The sequence below is a fragment of the Tessaracoccus sp. ZS01 genome (assembly GCF_022342445.1).
Taxonomy (GTDB): Bacteria; Actinomycetota; Actinomycetes; order Propionibacteriales; family Propionibacteriaceae; genus Arachnia.
The window spans coordinates 21080-44408 of the sequence record NZ_PQFE01000015.1; the positions used below are offsets into that span (position 1 = coordinate 21080).

A 23329-nucleotide genomic window follows, 5' to 3' on the forward strand; every position below is an offset into this window, starting at 1 on the left:
CGATCAGTCGACGGGGGCCAGCGGCAGCGTCACGGTGAACGCCGTCCTGCCGGGCCTGCTCGACACCATCGCCGACCCGCCGAAGCCCTCGGCGATGGCACGCACGATCGCCAGCCCCAGCCCCGTGGACGGAACGGTGGAGTGGGTGCGCGCGTCGTCGGCCTTCGTGAACCGCTCGAAGACGCGGGGGAGGGTGTCGGGCGGGATGCCGGGCCCGTTGTCGGCCACCTCGATCACCGCGCGGTCCCCATGCCGCCGCACGCACGTGCGCACCACGGTGCCGGGCGGCGTGTGCGTCCGGGCGTTGCTCAGCAGATTGATCATCACCTGGTGCAGCTGGTCCGCGTCGGCCAGCACCATGACCTCCGGCTCCGGCAGCATCAGTTGCCACTGGTGGTCGCGGCTCGCGGCCTGCGCGTCGCTGACCGCGTTGACCACCACCTCGACGGCGTCGACGGGCCTCGCCTCCACCTGCGTGTCGGCATCGAGCCGGGCCAGCAGTAGCAGGTCGTTGACCAGCTTGGTCATGCGTCGTGATTCGGAGTCGATGCGCTGCAGCGCGAAGGACTTCTCGCCTTCCGGGGCGCGCTCCGCCAGCTCGCTGTAGCCCCGGATGGCGGCCAGGGGGTTGCGCAGCTCGTGGGACGCGTCCGCGACGAACCGGCGCAGCTTCACCTCGGACGCTTCGCGTGCGGCCAGCGCGCCTTCGATCCGGTCCAGCATGTCGTTGAAGGCGGTGGCCAGGCGGGTGACCTCGTTGTTCTCCGGCAGCGCGCCCACCGAGACCCTCGGTACCTCGACGCGTCCCCGTTCCAGCTGCAGGTGGCTTACCTGGTCTGCCGTGTTCGTGAGCGCGGTCAGCGGCCGGGTGGCGCGGCCCAGCACCTCGCGCGTGACCAACGCCGTGACGGCGACGGCCGACAACGAGATGCCCGCCGCGAACAGCGTCAGCCACAGCAGGGAGCGGTCGATGTCGCCGGTGGGCAGCCCCACCGACACCTTGCCCAGCCGCGTCTCCCGCGCCTCGACGCGGTACTTGCCCATCCCGGGCAGCATCACGGAGCGCTTCTCGCCGTCGGCCGGCAGTTCGACGAGGCGGATCATGGCGGCCGTGGTCACGGAGTCCACCTCGCCGTCCTCGATGACGCTGCCCACGGCGCTGCCGTCGGGCAGCTCCAGGGCGATCACGGTGCCCACCCTCATGCCGGGCGTCTCAATGCCGGGCACGCGGTCGCCGCTGCTCCAGCCCGGCCCGCGGCCCTGCCGCACCTGTGCGCCGTCCAGCTCCGTGTCGAGTTGGCGGTACAGGATGGTGGCGGCCGCGAAGACGGTGACCATGCTGACCACGAGCGCCAGCACCGCGACGGTGATGACGACGCGGGGCTGGATCTGGGCGGCGAGGGAGCCGCGTCGCTGAGGGCTCATCCGGCCGCCGGCCGCAGCACGTAGCCCGCGCCGCGCATGGTGTGGATCATGGGGTCGCGGTTGGCGTCGATCTTCTTGCGCAGGTAGGAGATGTACAGCTCCACGACGTTGGCCTGGCCGCCGAAGTCGTAGTTCCACACCCTGTCCAGGATCTGCGCCTTCGACAGCACCCGCTTGGGGTTGCGCATCAGGAAGCGCAGCAGTTCGAACTCGGTTGCGGTGAGGTTGATGTGTTCGCCGGCGCGGGTCACCTCGTGGGAGTCCTCGTCGAGGATCAGGTCGCCGACGATGATCTGCGTGTCGGGGCGGATCGACGTGGCACCGGAGCGGCGCAGCAGCCCGCGCAGCCGCGCGATGACCTCCTCGAGCGAGAAGGGCTTGGTGACGTAGTCGTCGCCGCCCGCGGTCAGCCCCGCGATGCGGTCCGTGACGCCGTCCTTCGCGGTGAGGAAGATCACCGGCACGTCCGGGTCCTCGGTGCGGATGCGGCGCATCACCTCCAGCCCGTCGAAATCCGGCAGCATCATGTCGAGCACCAGGGCGTCGGGCTGCGCCTCGCGGGCCACCTTGACGGCCTCCGTGCCGGAGGTCGCCGTGTAGACGTCCCACCCCTCGTACCTCATGGCCATCGACAGCAGCTCGATGAGGCTGGGTTCGTCGTCGACGGTGAGCACGCGGATGGGGGTGCCGTCCGGGCGGGTCAGGGTGTCAGCATGGGCCATGGCTCCACTCTCCCACCGCGGGGTGGGTGAATGCTATGAGGTTTCTGTGGGATACCTGTGAGAGCCCGTCGCCGGTTCGTCCGGCACCGGGTAGGAAGCTGGCCGGTCACGCGGGTCCGGTTCGATCAGGCGCTCGCCGGCGTCGTCGCGGGGGCGCAGGAACAGGTAGTCGAGGCCGGCGCGGCCGGAGCCGAAGGCCAGGAAGATCAGGCCGAAGGTGGCCAGGACGGCGTTGTACTCCCAGCCCCGGTCGTGCTGGTAGAAGCCGGCGTCGAGCCGCGTCGTGAGCATGACCGCCCCGTTCTGGACGATCATGCCCAGGCCGATGAGCGGCGTGGCCAGCCCGAAGATGAGGAGGGCACCCCCGATGAGTTCGAAGGCGATCGTCGCGATGACGAGGCCCTCCGCACTGGGCAGACCCACACCTTCCAGGATGTTGGTCTGGTCCTCGAGGCCCGTGATGTTCCAGCGGTACCAGCCGTGCGCCATCAGCGTCACGCCCAGCACGATCCTGGCCACGAGCAGCGCGAGGTCACGCACTACCTTCAGGAAGGCGTCCATCGCAGCTCCTAGTCCTCGGTGAGCTCCTCACCGTGGATCAGCTTGCCAGAAGAACCGGCGCCGAGACGCTCCAACGCGAGGCGCGCCACCATTTGCTGGTTGGTGACCACCCGCTGTGAGCGGCCGTTCGTCACGAACGTGATGAACCAGCTCAGCAGCGTGGTGATGCGCTGCTTGAACCCCGCGATGTAGAGGAGGTGCAGGAACAGCCACGCGAGCCACGCGATGAAACCGGTCAGCTGGATCTTGCCGATCTGCGTGACGGCGGCGAACTTGGAGATGGTGGCCATGGACCCCTTGTCGCGGTACCTGAACGCGCCGGGCTCACGGGAGTTCTCGACGCGGGCCCGGATCGTCTTCGCCGCGTGCTTCGCGCCCTGGATGGCGCCCTGGGCGACACCCGGCACTCCCGGCATCGACGCCATGTCGCCGATGACGAATACCTCAGGGTGCCCGGGGAGGTTCAGGTTCTCGTCGACGACGACGCGGCCCGAGCGGTCCAGTTGGGCGTCGGACTGCTCGGCGAGGGTCGCGCCCAGCTCGCTGCCCTGCACGCCGGCGGCCCACACCTTGCAGCCCGCCTCGATGCGCTCGGTGCTGCCGTCCTTGCGGCGGAAGGTCAGGCCGTCGTCGTCCAGGTCCGTGACGATGGCACCCAACTGCACCTCGACGCCCATGCCCTCCAGCGTCTCCTGCGCGTTGCGACCCAGCCTGGGGCCGAACGGCGGCAGCACCTGGTCGGCGCCGTCGAGGAGTACGACGCGGGCGTCGGACGGATTGAAGGAGCGGAACTCGTTGCGCAGCGTGGAATCCGCCAGCTCGCGGATCTGGCCCGCCATCTCGACGCCGGTGGGGCCGGCGCCCACCACCGCGAACGTCAGGAGCCGGCGCCGCTCGTCGGGATCGGTAGTGAACTCGGCCACCTCGAACGACTTCAGGATGCGGGCCCGCAGCTCCAGCGCGTCGTCGATCGTCTTCATGCCCGGCGCGAACGTGCGGAAGTGGTCGTTGCCGAAGTAGCTCTGGCCCGCGCCCGCAGCCACGATCAGGGTGTCGTAGGGCGTCTCCTGGTGCCGGTTGTGGTAGCGCCACTTCACCGTGCGCCCGGTCAGGTCGATGTCCTCCACCAGCCCCAGCAGCACCTTCACGTTCTTCTGCCGGCGCAGGATCTCGCGGGTGGGGGGTGCGATCTCGCCCTCGCTGAGCACGCCGGTGGCCACCTGGTAGAGCAGGGGCTGGAAGAGGTGCGTGTTGGTCTTGGCGAGGAGGGTGATGTCCACGTCCGTGCGCTTCAAGGCCTTGGCCGCGAACAGCCCGCCGAACCCGGACCCGATGATGACGACACGATGCATAGCTACAGACTAATCTGCAACAAAGCTGTGGCGAAAATATGTTCGAGATCGGGTCCACTAGTCTGGCGCGGTGCGCAACTGGCTGTGGGTGACAATCGGGTTCTCGGCGGTGCTCGTCATCGTCGGTGCCGCGTTCGTCGACGCCCCCGGGCTGCTCGAGGGCCCCGCCTCCTGGTGGCGCGTGATCGTCTCCTTCACCGGCCATTGCGCGCTGCTGCTCGCCTGGTGGCAGTTGGGTCCCCGCTGGCACCGCCCGCTGACGACGGCGGCCCTGTGGTCGCTGCCCATGCTGGTGTCGCTGCCGCTCCATTCCCGTGATGCCTACGCGTACGCGGCCACCGGTTGGCAGGTGGCCCGCGGCATCAACCCGTACGAGACGGCCATCGGCGATGCGGGGCAGCCGGGCCTGCTCGTGGGCACCCACTGGCACACCACCACGTCGGTCTACCCCTCGTTGCAACTCGACCTGTTCGGCCTCGTCTCCCGGCTGACCGCCGGCGACATCCTCGCCACCCCGATGGCCATGCGGATCCAGAGCGTGCTCGCGCTGGCGATCCTCGCGTGGGTGCTGCCGCGGCTGGCGCGGCGCTTCGGCGTCGACCCGGGCCTGGCGCTGTGGGCGGGGCTGCTCAACCCCGTGATCCTCGTGCAGTGGATCGGCGGCGCGCACAACGACGCCCTGATGGTCGCGCTCGGCGTGGCGGCGTTCCTGGCGGTCACCGACCTGGGCTGGCGCGGCTGGCGCGGGCTCGTCGTCGCCGGCCTGCTGCTGGGCGTCGCGATGGGCATCAAGCAGTCGGCCGCGCTGTACGGGCTCGGTGTGGTGGCCGTCGCCTGGAGCCTCCGTCGGCCCGCCCGGTCCTCGTGGTGGGGCCCGGCGTGGGTGGCCGTCGTGCCGGGAGCGGTGACCGTGCTGACGTTCCTGGCCACCTCGCTCCACTGGGGCCTCGGCTGGCGTAACCCGACGGCGGGCCAGCCCATCGGCGCCACCAGCAACGCCCCGCTGTCATGGGTGGCGTCCTTCGCGCGCTACCACGAGATCTTCCCGGAGGGGGTCTCCGACGGCGTCATCAATCTGCTCTCCACCCTGCTGATCGCGGTGGTCGTGGTGCTCCTGTGGGTGAAGTGGGGCCCGAAGGGGCGGGCGGCGGGGGACCGGCCCTGGCTCTTCGCCGTCGCCGTGCTGGTGGCCTTCATGGTGTGCGCGCCCGCGCTGCAGCCGTGGTACCTCACGTGGCTGCTGCCGCTGTATGTCTTCTGCCCGCGGTCGCCGCTGACGGACCGCGTCTGGCTGGTGGTGGTGGCCGCGTTCGCGCTGCTGCCCGCGCTGCAGGATGCGATGGCGCCCTATGTCGCCATGGTGGTGGTGGGGGTGCCGCTGTGGTGGTGGTGGCGCCGCGGAATCCCCGCCATCGAGCAGCGGCCCGCACACTAGACTCCACCCCATGCTCTACGTCTCCACCCGTGATGCCTCGGGCGCGCCCGGCAAGCGGTTCAGCGACATCCTGCTCGAGGGTCTCTCCGCCGACGGCGGGTTGTACCTGCCGGACAGCTATCCGCAGGTCTCCGTCGCCCAACTCGATGCCTGGCGCACGCTGCTGGCGGAGGAGGGCTACGCGGCGCTCGCGTTCGAGATCGTCGCGCTTTTCGTCGACGACATCCCGGCCGAAGACCTGCGCGGCATCGTGGAGCGGGCCTACGCGCCGTCGAAGTTCCTCGACCCCGCCGTCGTGCCGCTGACGCAGCTGAGCGACGGCCTGTGGTTGGCGCATCTGAGCAACGGCCCGTCCGCCGCCTTCAAGGACATGGCGATGCAGCTGCTGGGCGAGCTGTTCGCCTACGAGTTGGAGCGCCGCGGGGAGAGGATCACCATCCTGGGCGCCACCAGCGGCGACACCGGGTCCTCGGCCATGTACGCGCTCCGCGGCAAGCGGGGCGTGAAGGTGTTCATGCTGTCGCCGCAGGGCCGGATGACGCCGTTCCAGCAGGCGCAGATGTTCTCCATCGACGACCCGGACATCGTCAACATCGCGGTCGACGGGGTGTTCGACGACTGCCAGGACATCGTCAAGGCCATCAACGCGGACGCCGACTTCAAGGCCCGGCACAAGATCGGGGCCGTGAACTCCATCAACTGGGCACGTCTGCTGGCCCAGGTCGTCTACTACTTCGCCGCCTGGCTGCAGCTCCCCGGGAAGCTCGCGGGGCCGGTCAGCTTCGCCGTGCCGTCGGGCAACTTCGGCAACATCGCCGCCGGCCACATCGCCCGCGAGATGGGCCTGCCCAGCCACCGGCTCATCCTGGCCACCAACGAGAACAACGTGCTGGAGGAGTTCTTCCGCACCGGCGTCTACCGCGTGCGGGCCGGTGCCGAGACGCACGCCACGAGCTCGCCGTCGATGGACATCTCGAAGGCCTCGAACTTCGAGCGCTTCGTCTTCGACCTGCTGGGCCGCGACGCCGCCCGCGTGCGGGAGTTGTTCGTCGACGAACTGGGCTCCCGCGGCTCCTTCGACCTGAGCGACACCCCGGAGTTCCGCGGCCAGGTCGAGCGGTTCGGGTTCGTGGCGGGGACGTCCACGCACCAGAACCGGCTCGACCAGATCCGCCGCGTCTTCCGGGCCGACGGCGTGGTCATCGACCCGCACACGGCCGACGCCGTGCAGGTCGCCGGCAGCCTCCCCGTCGACGGCCCGGTCATCGTGCTGGAGACGGCGCTGCCGGTGAAGTTCGCCGAGACCATCGTCGAGGCGATCGGCGTGGTGCCGTCACGCCCGGCGCGCTTCGAGGGGATCGAGGACCTGCCCCGCCGCGTCGTCAGCGCCCCCAACGACGCCGTCGCCGTGCGCGCCATCATCGAGCGTTCCGCGTAGCCAGGCAAAGCCCACATAGCCGTACGTTTTCACCCCCGCGAACCGGTCGTCGGGTAGGAATGGTGCATGCAACCATTCGAGTTCCTCGGTGACTGGTCCGGTCAACTGATCGCCACCTCCATCCATGCCGGGCATGACCTGAGCCCAGAGATCGCCAGGTCCATGGTGCTCGACGAGGAGGTGCGCTTCCGCGAGGAGGACCCCTTCACGGACCTCATCGCCGGTCGCATCCCGGCCCGGGTCAACGTGCACCTGTCGCGGTTCGAGACGGACCTCAACCGGATCCGCACCAAGGCCGTCTACCGGACGCCGGACGACTGCTGGGGGCTCAAGGTCTGGGACACCGACGAGCTCCCCGAAGACGCCGTCGACATCGCGCTGGCAGGCTACGACGCGTTCTACGCCGCCCTGGCGGAGCGCCTGGATGTGGTCGCTGAGCGCGGCCCGTTCGTGATCTACGACGTGCATTCCTACAACCATCGCCGCGACGGCGCGGACGCCCCCGACGAGCCGGTCGAGGACAACCCGGAGGTCAACCTGGGCACCGGATCGCTCAACCACGAGACGTTCGGCGACGTGGCGGGCGCCTTCCGCGAATCGATGCTGGGCCAGGGGTTCGACATCCGCGAGAACGTGAAGTTCAAGGGGCAGAACCTCGCCTGGTTCGTCCACGAGCGCTACCCCGGCGTGGGCTGCGTGCTGGCCATCGAGTTCAAGAAGACGTTCATGGACGAGTGGACGGGGGAGCCGGACCAGCAGCACATCGAACGGCTCGCCGCAGCCCTCGAACAGACGCAGGGCCCGGTGCTGGCGGCGCTCGCCGAGATCCCCGAGCGGCACATCCCGCAGCACCGGGATCCCGAGCAGGCCATGGCTGGCGAGGGCGGATGAGTAACAACCCGCTCTCGATGGTGGACCAGGCCATCGACCTGCAGCTGTCGCAGCTGAGTACCAGCTTCCGGTTCATCCTGGACGTCACGCCCATCGACGCCAACGACGTGAAGGACGCCTTCATCGCGGGCGACGTGCGGGAGCCGGAGTTCGCCTACCGCGACTACATCATCGAGCCGGAGGTGCTCCACACGGTGCTGCACAGCATCGACGTCACCCGCGTGCAGGACGCGACGGTGGGCGCGCTGTTGCGCAACAAGCACCGCGAGCTGGACCTCCAGCTGTCGATGTTGCGCTGCCGCGGCTCGCAGGACTTCCGCAACCTCTCCATCGAGCTGTTCGGCGGGGTCCACCAGGACCTGCTCACGGCGGCCGAGGCGATCCTCAGCCGGATCGACGCCTCGACATGGTCCGGTGAACGGCTGACGGCCGAGGAGTTCCTGGCCTTGGCCAACGAGGAACTCGACTACTACCGGGGGCTCGAACCCGACGTCGACATCCACGCGGAGATCCGGCCGGATTCCACGGGAGTGATGGTGTCGGGCAACCTGCTGCTGATCGGGCCGGAGGCGTCGGTGTCGGCGGACCGCGCCAACGCGCTGATCCAGCACGAGGTCGGCACGCACCTCGTCACCCAGGTCAACGGGTCCCACCAGCCGCTCCAGGTGCTCGGCACCGGCCTGGCCGGCTACGACGAGACCCAGGAGGGCCTGGCCGTGCTGGCGGAGGTGGCGTGCGGGGAACTGACCGCGTCCAGGCTCCGCCAACTCGCCGGCCGCGTGCTCACCGTGTCGCGGATGCTCGGCGGGGCGTCGTTCCGCGAATGCTGGGAGGGTCTCGTCGACGACGGCTTCCATCCCGGAGGCGCTTTCTCCACGGTGATGCGCATCTTCCGCTCCGGTGGGCTGACGAAGGACGCCTGCTACCTGCGCGGCCTCATCGACATCCTGGGCCACCTCCGCTCCGGCGGCGACCTCGGCGCCTTCTTCCTCGGCAAGTTCGCCCTGGAGGACCTCCCCCTCATCGAAGAACTCAACGCTCGCGGGGTGCTCAGCGACCCCGTCGTGCTGCCCCGCTGGTTCGACGAGGCGAGCAGCCGCGAGCGGCTCCTCGTCGCAGCCCAGACCACAGACCCCACCGAACTCATCCAAGGAGTTGCAGCATGAAGATCGGATTCGTCGTCAACGACGTCATGACCGAGAAGGCCGAATACACCACCACCAGGTTGGCCATGCACGCCACCAACATGGGTCATGAGGCGTGGCTGATGGGGATGGGCAACTTCGCCTACGAGCCCGACGGCTCCCTCAGCGCCCGCGCCCGAGCCGGGGCCGGCAAGAACTACCGCTCACTCGAGCGCTACATCGAGGACGTGCAGAAGCCCACGTCGGAGGAGCGGCTGCCGCTCAGTGAGTTCGACATCGTGATGCTGCGCTCGGATCCCGCCGACGACGCGCAGGGCTCGGCGTGGGCCAACAACGCCGGGGTCGCCTTCGGCCAGCTCATCGCCGCCGCTGGCGTCCTGGTGGTCAACGACCCCACCAGCCTGGCCAACGCGTTGTCGAAGGCCTACTTCCAGCACTTCCCGGAGGCGGTCCGCCCCACCACGCTCATCTCGCGTGACGAGGCCCAGATCGTCGACTTCGTGAAGGATCTCGGAGGCCGGGCGGTGCTCAAGCCGCTGCAGGGTTCCGGCGGCAGCGGTGTGTTCCTGGTGAACACGGACGAATCCCCCAACATGAACCAGATCATCGAGGCGATCTCCCGCGACGGCTACGTCGTGGCCCAGGAGTACCTGGAGGAGGCGAAGAACGGCGATGTGCGGATGTTCGTGATGAACGGCAAACCGCTGATGATGAACGGCAAGTACGCGGCGTTCCGCCGCCGGTCGAGCGGCTCCGACCTACGCTCCAACATGTCGGCCGGCGGCAAGGCGGTGGCGGTGAAGGTGACCGATGAAATGCTCGAGATGGTGCATGTGGTGCGGCCCAAGCTCGTCGCGGACGGGATGTTCCTCGTCGGGCTCGACATCGTGGGCGACAAGCTCATGGAGGTCAACGTCTTCAGCCCTGGCGGCCTGGGCTCCTGCGCCGCGCTGTACGACGAGAACTTCGCCATCGCGGTGATCTCGGACCTGGAACGCAAGCTCGAGATCCGTCGGCACTACGGCACCGAGATCTCCAACATCAGCCTGGCGGCTCTCTGACAGGGGGAAGGCCTAGGGTCGTGGTCATGGACGTTCAACGATTGCGCGCAGGGGATGCGGATCGCGATCACACCCTCACCATCATCCAGCGGGCCTACGAGGCCGGCCGGCTCGACCTCGACGAGATGCGGGAGCGTCAGGAGAAGGCGCTCAAGGCCGTCTTCACCGACGAGCTGCCCGCGCTCGTCGCGGACCTCCCGGAGGGCAGTGACCTGATGCTGCAACAGGACCAGATGGGGCCCCTCCCGCCGCACCATGAGGCGCTGCCCGCCACCGCTCAGGGCGACGGCGGGTTCACCGTCGCCATCATGAGTGGCCGCGACATCCTCGTCGAGCCGGGTACCCGCGACGTCGGCTGCCTCGCCTTCTGGGGAGGCAACAACTACGATCTCACCAAGGCCATGGGTCCCGGCCGCATCGTGACGCTGACGTTGAACGCCATCATGGGCGGGTGCGTCGTCTACGTGCCGCCGGGCGTGCGCGTCATCGACCAGTCGGTGGCCATCATGGCCGGCAACGACATCCACGCCGACGCCCAGGGCGACGGCTCCAACGGCACCGTGGTGCTCAAGGGGCTGCTCTTCTGGGGCGGCAACGACGTCAAGCTGCGGAAATAGGAGTTACATGTCGCACCAGTACAGCCGGGTCGATCCGGAGTCCCGAGAGGTGCTCGAACAGCACATGAGGCTCGTCCCGGGTGGGGTCAACGCCATCGCAGACCCGGTCGCCAGGCGCGAGGCCTCCGACGCACTGTCCGCAGCCGGCATCGAGGCGGCCGGCGGTCCCGATCAGAGGGTGGGCCGTGAGGACCTCGTCGTCCCCGGGCTGGACGGCGACCCCGACGTGCCTGTGCGCGTCTACCGCCCCGCCGACGCAGCGGGCCCGTTGCCTGGCATCTTCTTCATCCACGGCGGAGGCATGATGATGGGCTCCGTGGCGGGGGAGGACTCCACGGCCGCCGTCTACAGCCTCGCCGCCGGCGCCGTCCTGGTCTCCGGCGGCTACCGGTTGGCCCCCGAGTACCCGCATCCCGCCCAGTCGCGTGACACCTACGCCGGCTTCTCCTGGATGATGGACAACGCGGAGGCGTTGGGCATCGACCCGTCCCGCGTCGCGATCGTCGGGGGCTCCGCAGGTGGCAACCTGGCCCTCGTGACGGCGATGCGGGCCCGCGACGACGGCCGCCCCTCCCCGCAGTTGGTGTTGGCCGCCTACCCGATGCTCGACCCCACCAACACCACCGCCTCCAGCCACGCGGTCACCGAACTGGGAATGTGGGACAGGGGCACCAACATCGAGGCCTGGCAATGGTTCCTGGGCGGCGCGGAACCGGACAGGTACGCCTCGCCCCTCCTCGAGACCGACTGGGCCGGTTTCGGGCCGGTCTTCATGGACGTCGGCACGGAGGATGCGTTCCGCGACGAGGACCTCGCGCTGGTCGCCGCGATGGTGAAGCAGGGGGTGTTCGTCGAGTTCCACCTCTACCCGGGGGCGTATCACGCCTCGGAGGCGTTGGCTCCAGAGGCCGAACTTTCGCGACGGATCACGGCCACCCGCCTCTCGGCAGTGCGGCGGGCCCTCGCCTGACGTCGCACGGGAGCGACGGCCCCCGGCGCCCCTGGAAAGGGTCAGGGTTCTCCAGGGTTGAGCCTGATAAGCTCAACTTTGACTTGAGCGCGGGCGGGGTCTGTGGTTAGCTTGAGTCAACCCCGCTCAAGGGAACTGATTCGACTTCAACAGCTTCACAGCAGCTAACACCCAGGAGGAAATCCCATGGCTCGTGCAGTAGGCATCGACCTCGGCACCACCAACTCGTGCGTCGCCGTCCTCGAGGGCGGCGAACCCACCGTCATCCCCAACTCTGAAGGCTCGCGCACCACCCCGTCCGTGGTGGCCTTCTCGACCTCCGGCGAGGTCCTCGTCGGCGAGGTCGCCAAGCGTCAGGCGGTCACCAACGTGGACCGCACCGTCCGCTCCGTCAAGCGCCACATGGGCACCGACTGGAAGGTCGAGATCGACGGCAAGGACTACCGTCCCCAGCAGATCTCCGCATTCGTGCTGCAGAAGCTGAAGCGTGACGCCGAGGCGTACCTGGGTGAGTCGGTCACCAACGCCGTGATCACCGTCCCGGCCTACTTCTCCGACGCCGAGCGCCAGGCCACCAAGGAGGCCGGCGAGATCGCGGGCCTGAAGGTGGACCGCATCATCAACGAGCCCACCGCCGCCGCGCTGGCCTACGGCCTCGACAAGGGCGACACCGAGCAGACCGTGCTCGTCTTCGACCTCGGTGGTGGCACGTTCGACGTGTCGCTGCTCGAGATCGCCGACGGCGTCTTCGAGGTCAAGGCCACCAAGGGCGACAACCGCCTGGGTGGCGACGACTGGGATTCCATCGTCGTGGACTGGCTCGTCACGCAGTTCAAGAACAAGAACGGCGTGGACCTGTCCAAGGACAAGATGGCCCGCCAGCGTCTGCAGGAGGCCGCCGAGCGCGCCAAGATCGAGCTGAGCTCCGCGTCGGAGACCGCCATCAACCTGCCCTACATCACCGCCTCGGCGGAGGGCCCGCTGCACCTCGACGAGAAGCTGACCCGCTCGGAGTTCCAGCGCATGACCCAGCCGCTGCTGGACCGCTGCCGCGCCCCGTTCAACGCCGTCATCTCCGACGCCAAGACCTCCGTCGACAAGATCGACACGGTCCTCCTCGTCGGTGGCTCCACCCGCATGCCGGCCGTCGCGGACCTGGTCAAGGAACTGACCGGTGGCAAGGAGCCCAACAAGGGCGTCAACCCGGACGAGGTCGTCGCACTGGGCGCCTCGCTGCAGGCCGGCGTGCTGAAGGGCGAGGTCAAGGACGTGCTGCTCCTCGACGTGACCCCGCTGTCGCTGGGCATCGAGACCAAGGGTGGCGTGATGACCAAGATCATCGAGCGCAACACCACCATCCCCACCAAGCGCTCCGAGGTGTTCACCACCGCTGAGGACAGCCAGCCGTCGGTGATGATCCAGGTCTACCAGGGCGAGCGTGAGTTCGCCCGCGACAACAAGTCGCTCGGCAACTTCGAACTGACCGGCATCCTGCCCGCACCGCGGTCCGTGCCCCAGATCGAGGTCACCTTCGACATCGACGCCAACGGCATCGTGCACGTCAACGCCAAGGACCTTGCCACGAGCAAGGAACAGTCCATGACGGTGACCGGCGGCTCCGCCCTGGCCAAGGACGACATCGAGCGCATGGTCAAGGACGCCGAGTCGCACGCCGAAGAGGACCGCAAGCGCCGCGAAGCCGTCGACATGCGCAACGAGGGCGACGCCCTGGTGTTCCGCACCGAGAAGCTCCTCACCGAGCACGACGAGACCATCGGCGAGGACGTGAAGGCGCCGGTCGTCGAGGCCACCAACGCGCTGAAGGAGGCCCTGAAGGGCGAGGACGACGACGTGGTCAAGGCCGCGATCGACGACCTCAACACGAAGGCCGCCGCGATGGGTCAGGCGATCTACGCCGCTGCCCAGGCCAAGGCGCAGGAGTCCGCTCCGGCCGACGGCGGGGCCGCTGACGCCACGCCCGAGGGCGAAGAGGACGTCGTCGAGGCGGAGATCGTCGACGAGGAGAACGACAAGTGACCGATTCGCAGTTCACTCCGGACAGCGACGCAGTGGGCGAGACCGTCGAGGAGACGGCCTCGCCCACGGGCGCACCTGAGACCCCCGTCGAGTTCGAAGCCGTTGAGGCGCCTGACCGTGTGGCCGAGCTCGAGGAACTCGTGGCGGAGCGCACGACGGATCTCCAGCGCCTCGGCGCCGAGTACGTCAACTACAAGAAGCGCGTGGACCGCGACCGCGACCTGGCCCGCCAGGCCGGCATCGAGTCCGTGCTGACGGACTTCATGCCCGTGCTGGACTCGATCGCGCTCGCCAGGCAGCACGGCGACATCGACGGCGGTTTCCGCATGGTCGCCGACGAGCTGGAGAAGGTCATGGCCAAGCACGGCCTGGTGACGTTCGGTGAGGTGGGCGAGGAGTTCGACCCCAACCGCCACGACGCCCTCATGGCGGTCCAGCTGGACGAGCCGGTCACGGTCACCACCGTGTCGCAGGTCATGCAGCAGGGCTACGAGCTCAAGGGGCGGGTCGTGCGCCCGGCACGCGTCGCCGTCGCCAACCCGTAATGCGGTGCCTGGCCTGCCCTCGCGACGAGGTCGCGCGGGCAGGCCGACCGGCCCGTGGAGGAACAAGCATGCACCCTCATTCAGAAAGGAGATGATCGGGAAGTGAGTACCAAGGACTGGCTCGAGAAGGACTACTACAAGGTTCTCGGCGTCTCCAAGAACGCGTCGCCGGACGAGATCAAGAAGGCCTTCCGTCAGATCGCCCGCGACAACCACCCTGACCAGAACCCGGGCGACAGCGCCGCCCTGGCCCGGTTCAAGGAGGCCTCTGAGGCCAACGCGGTGCTGTCGGACACGGAGAAGCGCAAGGAATACGACGAGGCCCGCAGCCTGTTCGGCGGCGGCTTCCGGTTCAACCGGCCCGGGCAGCCCGGCGGCGGTGCGTCGCCGTCGTTCGAGGACCTGTTCCGCAACGCGGGCCAGGGTACCGGGCAGCAAGGCTTCGGTGACCTGTTCGGCGGCCTGTTCAGCGGGGGCGCCGGGGCAACCCGTCGCGCCACGCAGCGCGGCCCCCGCCGCGGCGCCGACATCGAGGGCGATGTGACCATCACCTTCGAGCAGGCCGTCGAGGGCGCCACCGTGACCATGCGGACCGTTTCGGACCAGCCGTGTCCGTCGTGCCGGGGCACCGGCGCGAAGGCCGGCACCCTGCCGCGGGTGTGCCCGTCCTGTGAGGGCTCGGGGATGCAGTCGTCTCAGGCCGGCGGCGTGTTCCACATGAGCGAACCGTGCACCGACTGCCTCGGTCGCGGCCTCATCGTCGACACCCCCTGCCCTGACTGCGCCGGCTCCGGCCGGGGGAAGTCCACCAAGACGATGAACGTGCGGATCCCCGCAGGCGTCGAGGACGGGCAGCGCATCCGGCTCAAGGGCAAGGGTGCGGCCGGCGAGAACGGCGGCGCGCCGGGAGACCTGTACGTGGGCGTGCACGTCACCCCGCACAAGCTGTTCGGGCGCACCGGCCCCAACCTCACCCTGGACGTTCCCGTGACGTTCACCGAGGCGTCGCTGGGTGCCGACATCCAGATCCCCACCATGCAGGGGCAGCGCGTGAAGCTGCGGATCCCGCCGTCGACGCCGAACGGGCGCACGATGCGGGTGCGCGGCCGCGGCGCGCGGAAGCCTGACGGTACGCAGGGTGACCTGCTGGTGACCATCAAGGTCGAGGTGCCGGACGACCTGAGCCCGGAGGCCAAGGCCGCACTGCTGGAATACGCAGAGAAGGCCCACGAGGTCAACCCTCGCGAGTCACTGTTCGGAGGGTGACCGATGAGCCAGCATCTGCAGCCCTTTGACCCCGACGCGGCGGTCTTCCCCGTTTCGGTGGCCGCGTCGCTGGCCGACATGCACGCGCAGACCCTGCGCGGTTACGACCGGCTCGGCCTCGTCGTCCCCCAGCGGGCGCGGGGCCGGGGCCGGCGTTACTCATTGCGTGACATCGCCAAGCTGCGGCACGTGCAGTACCTGTCGCAGACCGAGGGCATCAACCTTGAGGGCATCCGTCGCATCCTCGCGCTGGAGGAGCAGGTTGACGGCATGCGTGACCAGGTGGAGCGCCTGAGCGAACTGGTCCGGCGCATCCAGAGCGACGAACTCGCCGCGCGGGTGTTCACCGCGGAGTCGTCGGGGCGCGTGCACCAGGGCCGGTACCGGCCGCAGCGTCGGCTGGCGCTGCCGCCGTCCGCCACCTGACGACGCGGCGGTGGCAGAACCGCCGGATTGGCTCGGGCCGCCGTCGTTGTGGCGGTTGTGGCCAGCCCGCCCGTAGAGCCGAACTCCCGCCCACCTCCGCGTCGGGTGCCCTGCCGAGCGCAGCCATCCAGCGCCTGGGCCTCCAGCGGGTGACCGACGCCGGCCCGAGGTCTCTGCGCGTCACCCGCTGACCGGCGTCCGGCTCAGAAGCCCAGCCGGCGCGCGACCTCACGAATGTGGTCCGCGCTGTCGCGCAGGCGCTGGAGTTCCCCGTCGGTGAGAGGTAGCTCAAGCGCCCGGCCCACACCCTTGCCGTCGACGATGTGCGGCACCGACATGCACACGTCCGAGATCCCCTGCCAGTTCTCGAGGTACGACGACACCGGCAGCACCCGGTGCTCGTCACGCAGCACGGCCTGGATGATGCGCGTGCCCGCCAACCCGATGGCGTAGTTGGTGGCGCCCTTCCCCTCGATCACCTCGTAGGCCGCGCCGACGACCTGCTCGGCGATGCGTTCGCGCACCTCGCGGCTCAACTGGCCGGTCTGCTCCTCCCACTGCTTCAGCGGCACGCCGCCGATGGTGGCGGTGCTCCACAGCGGGGTCTCGGTGTCCCCGTGTTCGCCGGCGATGTAGGCGTGCACATTGGTCACAGAGACGGCGCACTCGGCGGCGATGAGCCACCGCAGCCGCGACGAGTCGAGCACCGTGCCGGAGCCCATCAGCTGGTTGCGGGGGAGACCCGAGATCTTGAGCGCCGCCTGGGTGGTGACGTCGACGGGGTTGGTCACCATGATGAACACCGCGTCGGGCGACTGCTCCACCAGCGGCGGGATGAGCGACTTCATCATCCCGACGGTCTTCGCAGCGAGGTCCATCCGGGTCTCGCCGGGCTGCTGCTTCGCACCCGCCGCGACGACCACCACGTCGGACTTGGCCGTCACCGCGACATCGTCGGAGCCCTCGACGGTGACGTGGGGAGGCAGGAACTGGCTCCCGTGGGCGAGGTCCAGGGCCTCGGCCTTGACCTTGGTGGCACTCAGGTCGTGCAGCGCCACGTGCGTCGCCGCCCCCTTGATCAACGCCGCGTACGCCAGGGAGGTACCGACGGCGCCCGCGCCGACGACTGACAGTTTCGTGCCTCGCATCTTCATACCCACATCTTGCCCACAACTCCAAGACACCGCGTGCGGGACGGGCCCGAATCTGGATCTGGGTCGGTCAGGGACCCCACATCCAGATGTGGCGCCGTCGGCGCTCCGGAACGGCCCGCGGCCCATCCTCAGGGGTGAGTAGGGGGCTTTTGGGGGAGCTAACCCCTCGTGGCGGCGCCCTTTACGTTGCACACTAGATAAGGAACGCACGAGATCCAGGAGGGTCCCATGACCGAGCATTTCAACGACCGACCGGACGACCAGACCCAGGGCGAGCGCTTCGCCGACGAACCCACCTACACCTACGACGCCACTGAGGCCGCGTCCAGCCAGGAGTCGGGGGCCGAATACGGCACCACCGGCACCACCGGCACCACCGGCACGACCGACGCCCCCGACGCGTCCACCAGCGACGCGTGGGGCCAGCAGCACACCGCCGTCGACGGCCCCGAGCAGCAGCACCGGAGCCCGGAGCAGTTGGGCGACAACCTGCGCAAGGCGGCCGAGGAGACGGCCTACGCCGCCGTCGGTTTCGTGGGCCTGGTGGCCGACAAGGCCAAGGAGTTCTACGAGGAGCAGAAGAAGCAGTACGTCGAATCCCACCCCGAAGCCGATTCGGAGGCGGGTGCGAAGAACGTCCTGGCCCAGCTGCGCGAGCAGCTCGACAAGTTCATGGACGAGATCAACCGTGGCTTCCGCGACCTCGCCGAGCGCGGCCGCGCCTCCGGCAAGGAGCCGGGCACGCACGACGCGGCAGATCAGTCGGACGAGAACAACAAGGATTACACCATCTGATCCGGTGACAGCACCCGATCAGGCGACACCGAAGCGGCCGGCACCCCTGGGGTGCCGGCCGCTTGGCTGTGCCGTCAACTCATCCGTTGAAGGTTGCTGATGACAATTGGGTGTAGTCGGCGGACTCCAGGATGGCCGTCGTCACGCCGCCGTCCCGCTGCACTGCCAGGCGGGTGGCGAGGCTGGGATCAGGCAGGGAGCCGAGGAGTCCGTCGACGGCGGAGGCCAGATCCCCTGCAGGCGGGAGCGGTGCCGGCTCCGGCACTGGGCCGTCAGAGGGCAGCGGATGGGACGCGACGCTGGTGCTCGCCGCGTCCAGGCCGCGACTCCACTGGTAGATCCTGGCTGTGTCGACACCGCGCACGGAGACGACGGCCGAGCCTTCCTCCGCGTCGATCTCGACGGACAGGACTTCGTCGGTGAGGCCCGCGCGCTCGATCTCGGACCAGACCTGGGTGAGAGCGGCTCCGGAGATGGGTTCGGTGATCGGCTCCAACTGCTCGCCGTCGAGGAAGACGCTGCCCTGCCCGTCGCACTGGGCTTCGGCCACCGCGATGCCCGGTGACAGGGCCCGCACCGCGACGCGGGAAGCACCGTCGCACGCGTCGATCTGCGCCTCGGCCAGCTCGATGCTGTCGTCCAGGGGGAAGTCGTCCCTCGGCACCGTGATGGGCGCGGCGGGATCCGCGAGGCTGGATCCCTCAGTGGGGTAGAGCTTCTGCGTCTCGGGCGGCTGCCCGCCGACGACCTCGAGGCGCCACTCATCGGTCACCGTGAACCCGGCGGGCCTCGCGGTGGCGCCGATGTACTCCCGCAGCCGTTCTGTGGACTCCGCACGCTCGTCGGCGGCGGGGGTGCAGCCCGCGAGGGCCAACACGCCGACTGCGGCCCAGGCCGCTGCCCGCCTAGCCGAAGTACTCATTGAAGAGGGAATCTGCCTGGGAGGTGGAGGAGGCTTCGTTGTCCAGGTAGTTGCGCGCGGTCTGTCGCAGCGAATCGCGCATGGATTCAGCGGCGGCGCGGCCTCCGTCGATGGCAGTGGTGATGCTGTCTGCCAGCCCGTTGAGCGACGACGACTCGGCGGCCGAGAAGTGGGGCATGTCGATCATGATGACCGGCAGCCGCGACGCGCCGGAAGCGGTGCTGTGCAGCGTCGACATCTGGGTGGCCAGGTCGTCCCAGTAGGCGACCTGCGACTGGAACCACTCGGCGTTGGTGCGCACCTCGTCGTTGCCGGTGGAGCCCGGCTGGTCCAGGTCGCGCGACACGTTGCGGGGCGACGGCCAGGTGCCGCCCGGCCCGATGCCCGTCAGGTCGTTCTCCAGGAGCCCCACCTGGACGACGGAGGAGATGGCCGCCGACAACTGCCTGCCCTGCTCCTGCACGCGGTCGTAGAAGAGCTGTCGCTGGTCCATGACGAGCTGTGCGAAATCCTCCACCGCGCCGATGAAGCTACCGATCGTCGGCTCCATGATCGCGATCTTGATGGCGTCGAGGTAGAGCTGCTCCTGCTGCTGGGCAAGGTTCGTCAGGTTGGCGATCGAGTCCGTGACGTTGCCGAGATACGTCGTGGTGTTGGACACCAGCCCGCCGGCGACACCGCGCGTGGTCTCCGCGGCGGTGCGCTGGCTGCCGATGGACGCGTCGTAGCCCGCGGCGTTCCCGCTCACCCACGGCTCGCCGTTGGAGGGGATCTCGTTGGTGTTGGCCGGGTAGTAGACGCCCTCGAACGAGGCGTCGATGCTGAACCAGTCGAGGAGGAAGCCGCCCACGTCCGTGGGGATGCTGACCAGCTTGTCCTTGCGGCTCGTCTGCGCTGTGCAGGTGGTGTCGTAGCCGGACTCGGCCTCGGCCAGCGCTTCCATCGCCTCGCCCTGGCGCTCGTGGTCACTGGTACGGATGGTGTGCCAGAACAGGTTCCAGCCCGACGGGCGGGTTTCGCTGTAGTAGCCACCGGAGGGGCAGAACGGCCAGCTCTCGCAGCGGTACTCCTTGAACTCGCCGACGAGCGCCCTGGACGCCTCCATCTCGGCGAGGACGAGTTCGGCCTGCAGTTCGTAGGCGTCCTGCAGGTCCTCGGTCATCTGGGTGATCAGATCCAGCGTTGCCTGGGGGCTCATGGGATGTCTCCGTCCTATTTCTCGACGAGGTAGCGGCGCGCTGCCGCGTAGTGGGAATGGGCGTCGGCGATGTCGGCGTCCTCGGCAGCGGGCTGCACCAGCGGCTTCGGCAGGACCTCCAGGATCTCGTCGGCGAGCGCCTGCAGGCTGGCCTTCGCTGCCCACTCGGGGTTGATCTGGAGACCGTGGAAGCGGCCGGCGGTCAGGAAGACCTCCACCCTGTCGTGCGGGGTGCCCAGTACCTCTTCGCGACGACGGTCCACCTCACCGGCGCGGAGCCGGGCGAGGTAGCGACGCATGGCCGCCCGGCCCGCGCGCATCTCAGCGAGATAGGAGGGGATGGACGAGAGGGGGAGGTGCACCTCCGGCAGGGTCGACGGTGCGGCTGCCTCGAGGGGCGGCAGCGCCCGGCGGATGAGAGCCGAGATCGTCTCGGCCAACTCTCGGGGATTGAACCGGTCTCTCCATGAGGCGCTGATGCGGAGGGAGACCACCTCCAGCCCCTCCACGGTGATCTCGATGGCCCCGGACTCATCCGTGATGACGGTTTCCTGCACGCTACCTCCCCAATCTGCCTGTGCAGCCTACGGTCGCACGGGGTCATCGGAGCAGGCCCGCGCCCAGGTGGACACCGACGACGAAGCGGCCGGCACCCCGTGGGGGGTACCGGCCGCTTCCGAGTGCGGGATCAGATCATCGGGGTGGTGTGCCAGATGCGCTGCAGGTAGTCGCGCATCGAGCGGTCCGAGCTGAAGAAGCCGGTGCGCGCCACGTTCAGGATGGCGGAGCGGGTCCAGGCCTCCTGGTGCGCGTAACGCTCCTCGACGCGGGCCTGCGCGTCCACGTAGCTCTGGAAGTCTGCCAGCGCCATGAAGCGGTCCTGGTTGATGAGGTTCAGCACCACGGAGTCGAAGATGTGCCCGTTGCCGCCGGAGAAGTGACCCGAGAGGATCAGGTTCAGGGCGTCGCGCAGGTTGGTGTTGGCCTCGTAGTACTCCGTGGGGTTGTAGCCCTTGGCACCCAGGTCCGCCACCTCCGGTTCGGACATGCCGAACAGGAAGAAGTGCTCGTCGCCGACCAGTTGGCGGATCTCGACGTTGGCGCCGTCGTCCGTGCCGATGGTGAGGGCGCCGTTGAGCGCGAACTTCATGTTGCCGGTGCCCGAGGCCTCCATGCCGGCGAGCGAGATCTGCTCCGAGAGGTCTGCCGCCGGGATGAGCTTCTCCGCGAGGGTGACGTTGTAGTTCGCCGGGAAGGCGACCTTCAGACGACCCTCCAGGCGCGCGTCGTTGTTGACGACCTCTGCCACCTTGTTGATCAGGTGGATGGTGTCCTTGGCCATGCGGTAGCCGGGGGCTGCCTTGGCGCCGAACAGGACGGTGCGCGGGGTCAGTTCCGCGGCGGTGATCTTGCCGCTGATGACCTGCTCGTACAGCGACACGATGTGCAGGACCTTGAGCGACTGGCGCTTGTACTCGTGCAGGCGCTTCACCATGACGTCGAGCATGTGACCGTCGGGCAGGTCGATGCCGTCGCGCACCTTCAGTAGGCGCGTGAGGCGGCCCTTGTTCCACTCCTTGATCTCACGGAAGCGGGCCTTGAAGTCCTCGTCCTCGGCGTAGGGCTCCAGCTCGCGGAGCCGTTCGAGGTCAGTGACCCAGCCGCTGCCCAGGGTGTCGTTGAGCAGCTCGGCGAACTTGTAGTTGGCCATCCGCACGAAGCGACGGGGCGTCACGCCGTTGGTGACGTTGGTGAACTTGTCCGGCCACAGGTCTGCGAAGTCCTTGAGCACCTTGTCGCGCAGCAGCTGCGAGTGGAGCGCGGCCACGCCGTTGATCTTGGTGGCGGCGACGGCGGCCAGGTGCGCCATGCGGACCCCGCGCTCCTCCCCCTCGACGATCAGCGACATGCGGCGGGCGCGGATCTCGTCGCCCGGGAAGGCGGCGCGCACCTCGCCCATGAGGTTCTCGTTGATCTGGTAGATGATCTCCAGGTGGCGGGGCAGCAGGCGGCCGAGCAGCTCGGTGGACCACACCTCGAGCGCCTCAGGCAGCAGGGTGTGACACGTGTACGCGAAGCACTTGCCGGCGATCTCCCATGCCTCGTCCCATTCGAAGCCCTCTTCGTCGATGAGGATGCGCAGGAGTTCGGGCACCGCGATGACGGGGTGCGTGTCGTTGAGCTGGAAGATGATCCGCTCAGGCAGGTTGTGCAGGTCGAAGTCTTCTTCGAGGCCGTCCAGGAAGTCGCGCAGCGAGGCGGCGACGAAGAAGTACTGCTGCTGGAGGCGCAGTTCCTTGCCCTGGGGCGTCGAATCCTCGGGGTAGAGGACCTTCGAGATGTTCTCCGCGAAGGTCTGGGCGCGGACGGCCTGGGCGTAGTCGCCGGAGTTGAAGATCTGCAGGTCGAACGCCTTGGTGGCCGACGCGCTCCACAGGCGCAGCGTGTTGACGCGGCCGTTGAGGTAGCCGGGCACCATGTAGTTGTACGGCACGGCGAGCACGTTCCAGGCCGGCACCCAGCGGCACCGCTCCTCGCCGCCGCCGTCCGTGTAGCGCTCGGTGTGGCCACCGAAGTTGACCACGACGGAGGCCTCGGGGTGCGGGAACTCCCACGGCGCGCCCAGCGCGAGCCAGGTGTCGGGCTGCTCCACCTGGCGGCCGTCGACGAAGGTCTGGCGGAAGATGCCGTACTCGTAGCGGATGCCGTAACCGACGCAGGGCACGTTCATGGTGGCGAGGGAGTCGATGAAGCAGGCGGCGAGGCGGCCGAGGCCACCGTTGCCCAGCCCAGGCTCGATCTCCTGCGCGCGCAGCGTGGGCAGGTCCAGGCCGCACTGGGCCAGGCCCTCCAGGGCGATGTCGTGCAGGTCCGAGGCGAGCAGCGCGTTGTTGAGCTGGCTGCCCAGCAGGTACTCGGCGGACAGGTAACCGATGGTCTTGACCTTGGCGTCGTGCGTCTTGCGGTTGGTCTCGAGCCAACGCGCCATGAGGTAGTTCTTCACGGTGCTGGCGAGAGCGAGGTACTGGTCATTGACCGTCGAACGCGAGAGCGTGACGCCCTGGTTCGTGTTGAGTTCGTGGAGGAACTCGCGCACGAAACCGTCGACCGAATAGGTCGGCGCGCCAACCGGAGCGGTGGCGAGAGGGTGCGTCGGCGTCGATGTGGGCCCGACGCGGCGAACGTCGGTGTTGGGGGATTCATCGGCCCGCATGGGGCCCCCGTTGTGCTGCGCAAACTCAGGCATGGCACCACAGTAGTTTGAACGTGCACATTTCTCACATCGGGCGTGTCCCGCGCGCTCAGATACCCGGTACCGGGCGTCCCAATCACCTCCCTCAGGGTGTTTTTCCCGCCCCTTTTCTGAGA

At 68.6% G+C, this 23329-nt stretch carries 21 protein-coding genes; 12 read left to right on the forward strand and 9 right to left on the reverse strand.

The genetic code is table 11. From position 1 onward, the window contains the following. Positions 1-3: 3 nt before the first annotated feature. The 4 genes from C3E87_RS11740 to C3E87_RS11755 are packed head-to-tail and all read right to left on the reverse strand — an operon-like array spanning position 4 to position 4060. Positions 4-1425, reverse strand: a complete 1422-nt coding sequence (locus C3E87_RS11740; protein ID WP_076063091.1) for a cell wall metabolism sensor histidine kinase WalK — start codon at positions 1423-1425, stop codon at positions 4-6. After that, positions 1422-2147: a response regulator transcription factor gene (locus C3E87_RS11745; RefSeq protein ID WP_076063093.1), complete on the reverse strand. Its 726-nt coding sequence runs from the start codon at positions 2145-2147 to the stop codon at positions 1422-1424. The genes C3E87_RS11740 and C3E87_RS11745 overlap by 4 nt, the downstream gene beginning before the upstream one ends. A 33-nt stretch (positions 2148-2180) precedes the next feature. Beyond that, positions 2181-2708 carry a DoxX family protein gene (locus C3E87_RS11750; protein WP_076063095.1) on the reverse strand — a complete coding sequence of 176 codons (528 nt, stop codon included), beginning with the start codon at positions 2706-2708 and terminating at the stop codon, positions 2181-2183. Between the two features lie 8 nt (positions 2709-2716). After that, a complete protein-coding gene (locus C3E87_RS11755) occupies positions 2717-4060 on the reverse strand; it encodes an NAD(P)/FAD-dependent oxidoreductase (RefSeq protein ID WP_076063097.1) in 1344 nt (447 codons plus the stop codon). Between the two features lie 70 nt (positions 4061-4130). On the opposite strand from C3E87_RS11755, the gene mptB reads away from it, so the two are divergent. The 11 genes from mptB (at position 4131) to C3E87_RS11810 (ending at position 15891) form a co-directional block, all read left to right on the forward strand. After that, the gene (mptB, locus tag C3E87_RS11760) at positions 4131-5495 is read left to right on the forward strand and encodes a polyprenol phosphomannose-dependent alpha 1,6 mannosyltransferase MptB (RefSeq protein WP_076063099.1); all 1365 of its coding nucleotides are present in this window, start codon (positions 4131-4133) and stop codon (positions 5493-5495) included. A gap of 10 nt (positions 5496-5505) precedes the next feature. Continuing rightward, a complete protein-coding gene (gene thrC / locus C3E87_RS11765; RefSeq protein ID WP_076063102.1) occupies positions 5506-6933 on the forward strand; it encodes a threonine synthase in 1428 nt (475 codons plus the stop codon). Between the two features lie 66 nt (positions 6934-6999). Further along, the gene (locus C3E87_RS11770; RefSeq protein WP_076063104.1) at positions 7000-7824 is read left to right on the forward strand and encodes an N-formylglutamate amidohydrolase; all 825 of its coding nucleotides are present in this window, start codon (positions 7000-7002) and stop codon (positions 7822-7824) included. Next, on the forward strand, positions 7821-8990 hold the full coding sequence (locus C3E87_RS11775) for a flavohemoglobin expression-modulating QEGLA motif protein (protein WP_076063107.1): 1170 nt from the start codon (positions 7821-7823) through the stop codon (positions 8988-8990). The genes C3E87_RS11770 and C3E87_RS11775 overlap by 4 nt, the downstream gene beginning before the upstream one ends. Continuing rightward, the gene (locus C3E87_RS11780; protein WP_076063109.1) at positions 8987-10030 is read left to right on the forward strand and encodes a glutathione synthetase; all 1044 of its coding nucleotides are present in this window, start codon (positions 8987-8989) and stop codon (positions 10028-10030) included. The genes C3E87_RS11775 and C3E87_RS11780 overlap by 4 nt, the downstream gene beginning before the upstream one ends. Positions 10031-10056: 26 nt before the next feature. After that, positions 10057-10647: a DUF1707 domain-containing protein gene (locus tag C3E87_RS11785; RefSeq protein ID WP_076063111.1), complete on the forward strand. Its 591-nt coding sequence runs from the start codon at positions 10057-10059 to the stop codon at positions 10645-10647. 7 nt (positions 10648-10654) lie between these two features. Beyond that, positions 10655-11617 carry an alpha/beta hydrolase gene (locus C3E87_RS11790; RefSeq protein WP_076063113.1) on the forward strand — a complete coding sequence of 321 codons (963 nt, stop codon included), beginning with the start codon at positions 10655-10657 and terminating at the stop codon, positions 11615-11617. Positions 11618-11803: 186 nt separating this feature from the next. Beyond that, entirely contained in the window at positions 11804-13654 is a 1851-nt protein-coding gene (dnaK, locus tag C3E87_RS11795) for a molecular chaperone DnaK (protein WP_076063116.1), read from the forward strand. Then, positions 13651-14199, forward strand: a complete 549-nt coding sequence (locus tag C3E87_RS11800) for a nucleotide exchange factor GrpE (RefSeq protein WP_083665630.1) — start codon at positions 13651-13653, stop codon at positions 14197-14199. The genes dnaK and C3E87_RS11800 overlap by 4 nt, the downstream gene beginning before the upstream one ends. 102 nt (positions 14200-14301) lie before the next feature. Beyond that, entirely contained in the window at positions 14302-15465 is a 1164-nt protein-coding gene (gene dnaJ / locus C3E87_RS11805) for a molecular chaperone DnaJ (protein WP_076063118.1), read from the forward strand. A 3-nt stretch (positions 15466-15468) separates the two neighbouring features. Continuing rightward, complete coding sequence (locus C3E87_RS11810; protein ID WP_076063120.1) at positions 15469-15891, forward strand: heat shock protein transcriptional repressor HspR; 423 nt, start codon at positions 15469-15471, stop codon at positions 15889-15891. Positions 15892-16094: 203 nt separating this feature from the next. Here C3E87_RS11810 and C3E87_RS11815 read toward each other — a convergent pair whose 3' ends face one another. After that, on the reverse strand, positions 16095-17045 hold the full coding sequence (locus C3E87_RS11815) for an L-lactate dehydrogenase (protein WP_076063123.1): 951 nt from the start codon (positions 17043-17045) through the stop codon (positions 16095-16097). Positions 17046-17273: 228 nt separating this feature from the next. Here C3E87_RS11815 and C3E87_RS11820 point away from each other — a divergent pair, with 228 nt between their 5' ends. Then, a complete protein-coding gene (locus tag C3E87_RS11820) occupies positions 17274-17840 on the forward strand; it encodes a hypothetical protein (RefSeq protein WP_076063125.1) in 567 nt (188 codons plus the stop codon). Positions 17841-17919: 79 nt separating this feature from the next. Here C3E87_RS11820 and C3E87_RS11825 read toward each other — a convergent pair whose 3' ends face one another. The 4 genes from C3E87_RS11825 to C3E87_RS11840 all read right to left on the reverse strand — a co-directional run bounded on the left by C3E87_RS11825 (position 17920) and on the right by C3E87_RS11840 (position 23207). Next, positions 17920-18762, reverse strand: coding sequence for a hypothetical protein (locus tag C3E87_RS11825; protein WP_143571024.1), 843 nt, complete (start codon positions 18760-18762; stop codon positions 17920-17922). Further along, positions 18746-19960 (reverse strand): hypothetical protein, encoded by a 1215-nt coding sequence (locus tag C3E87_RS11830; protein WP_076063129.1) that lies wholly within the window; start codon positions 19958-19960, stop codon positions 18746-18748. The genes C3E87_RS11825 and C3E87_RS11830 overlap by 17 nt, the downstream gene beginning before the upstream one ends. 14 nt (positions 19961-19974) lie before the next feature. Next, positions 19975-20517: a hypothetical protein gene (locus C3E87_RS11835; protein ID WP_076063132.1), complete on the reverse strand. Its 543-nt coding sequence runs from the start codon at positions 20515-20517 to the stop codon at positions 19975-19977. Between the two features lie 131 nt (positions 20518-20648). Beyond that, on the reverse strand, positions 20649-23207 hold the full coding sequence (locus C3E87_RS11840; RefSeq protein ID WP_083665631.1) for a glycogen/starch/alpha-glucan phosphorylase: 2559 nt from the start codon (positions 23205-23207) through the stop codon (positions 20649-20651). Between the last annotated feature and the right edge of the window lie 122 nt (positions 23208-23329).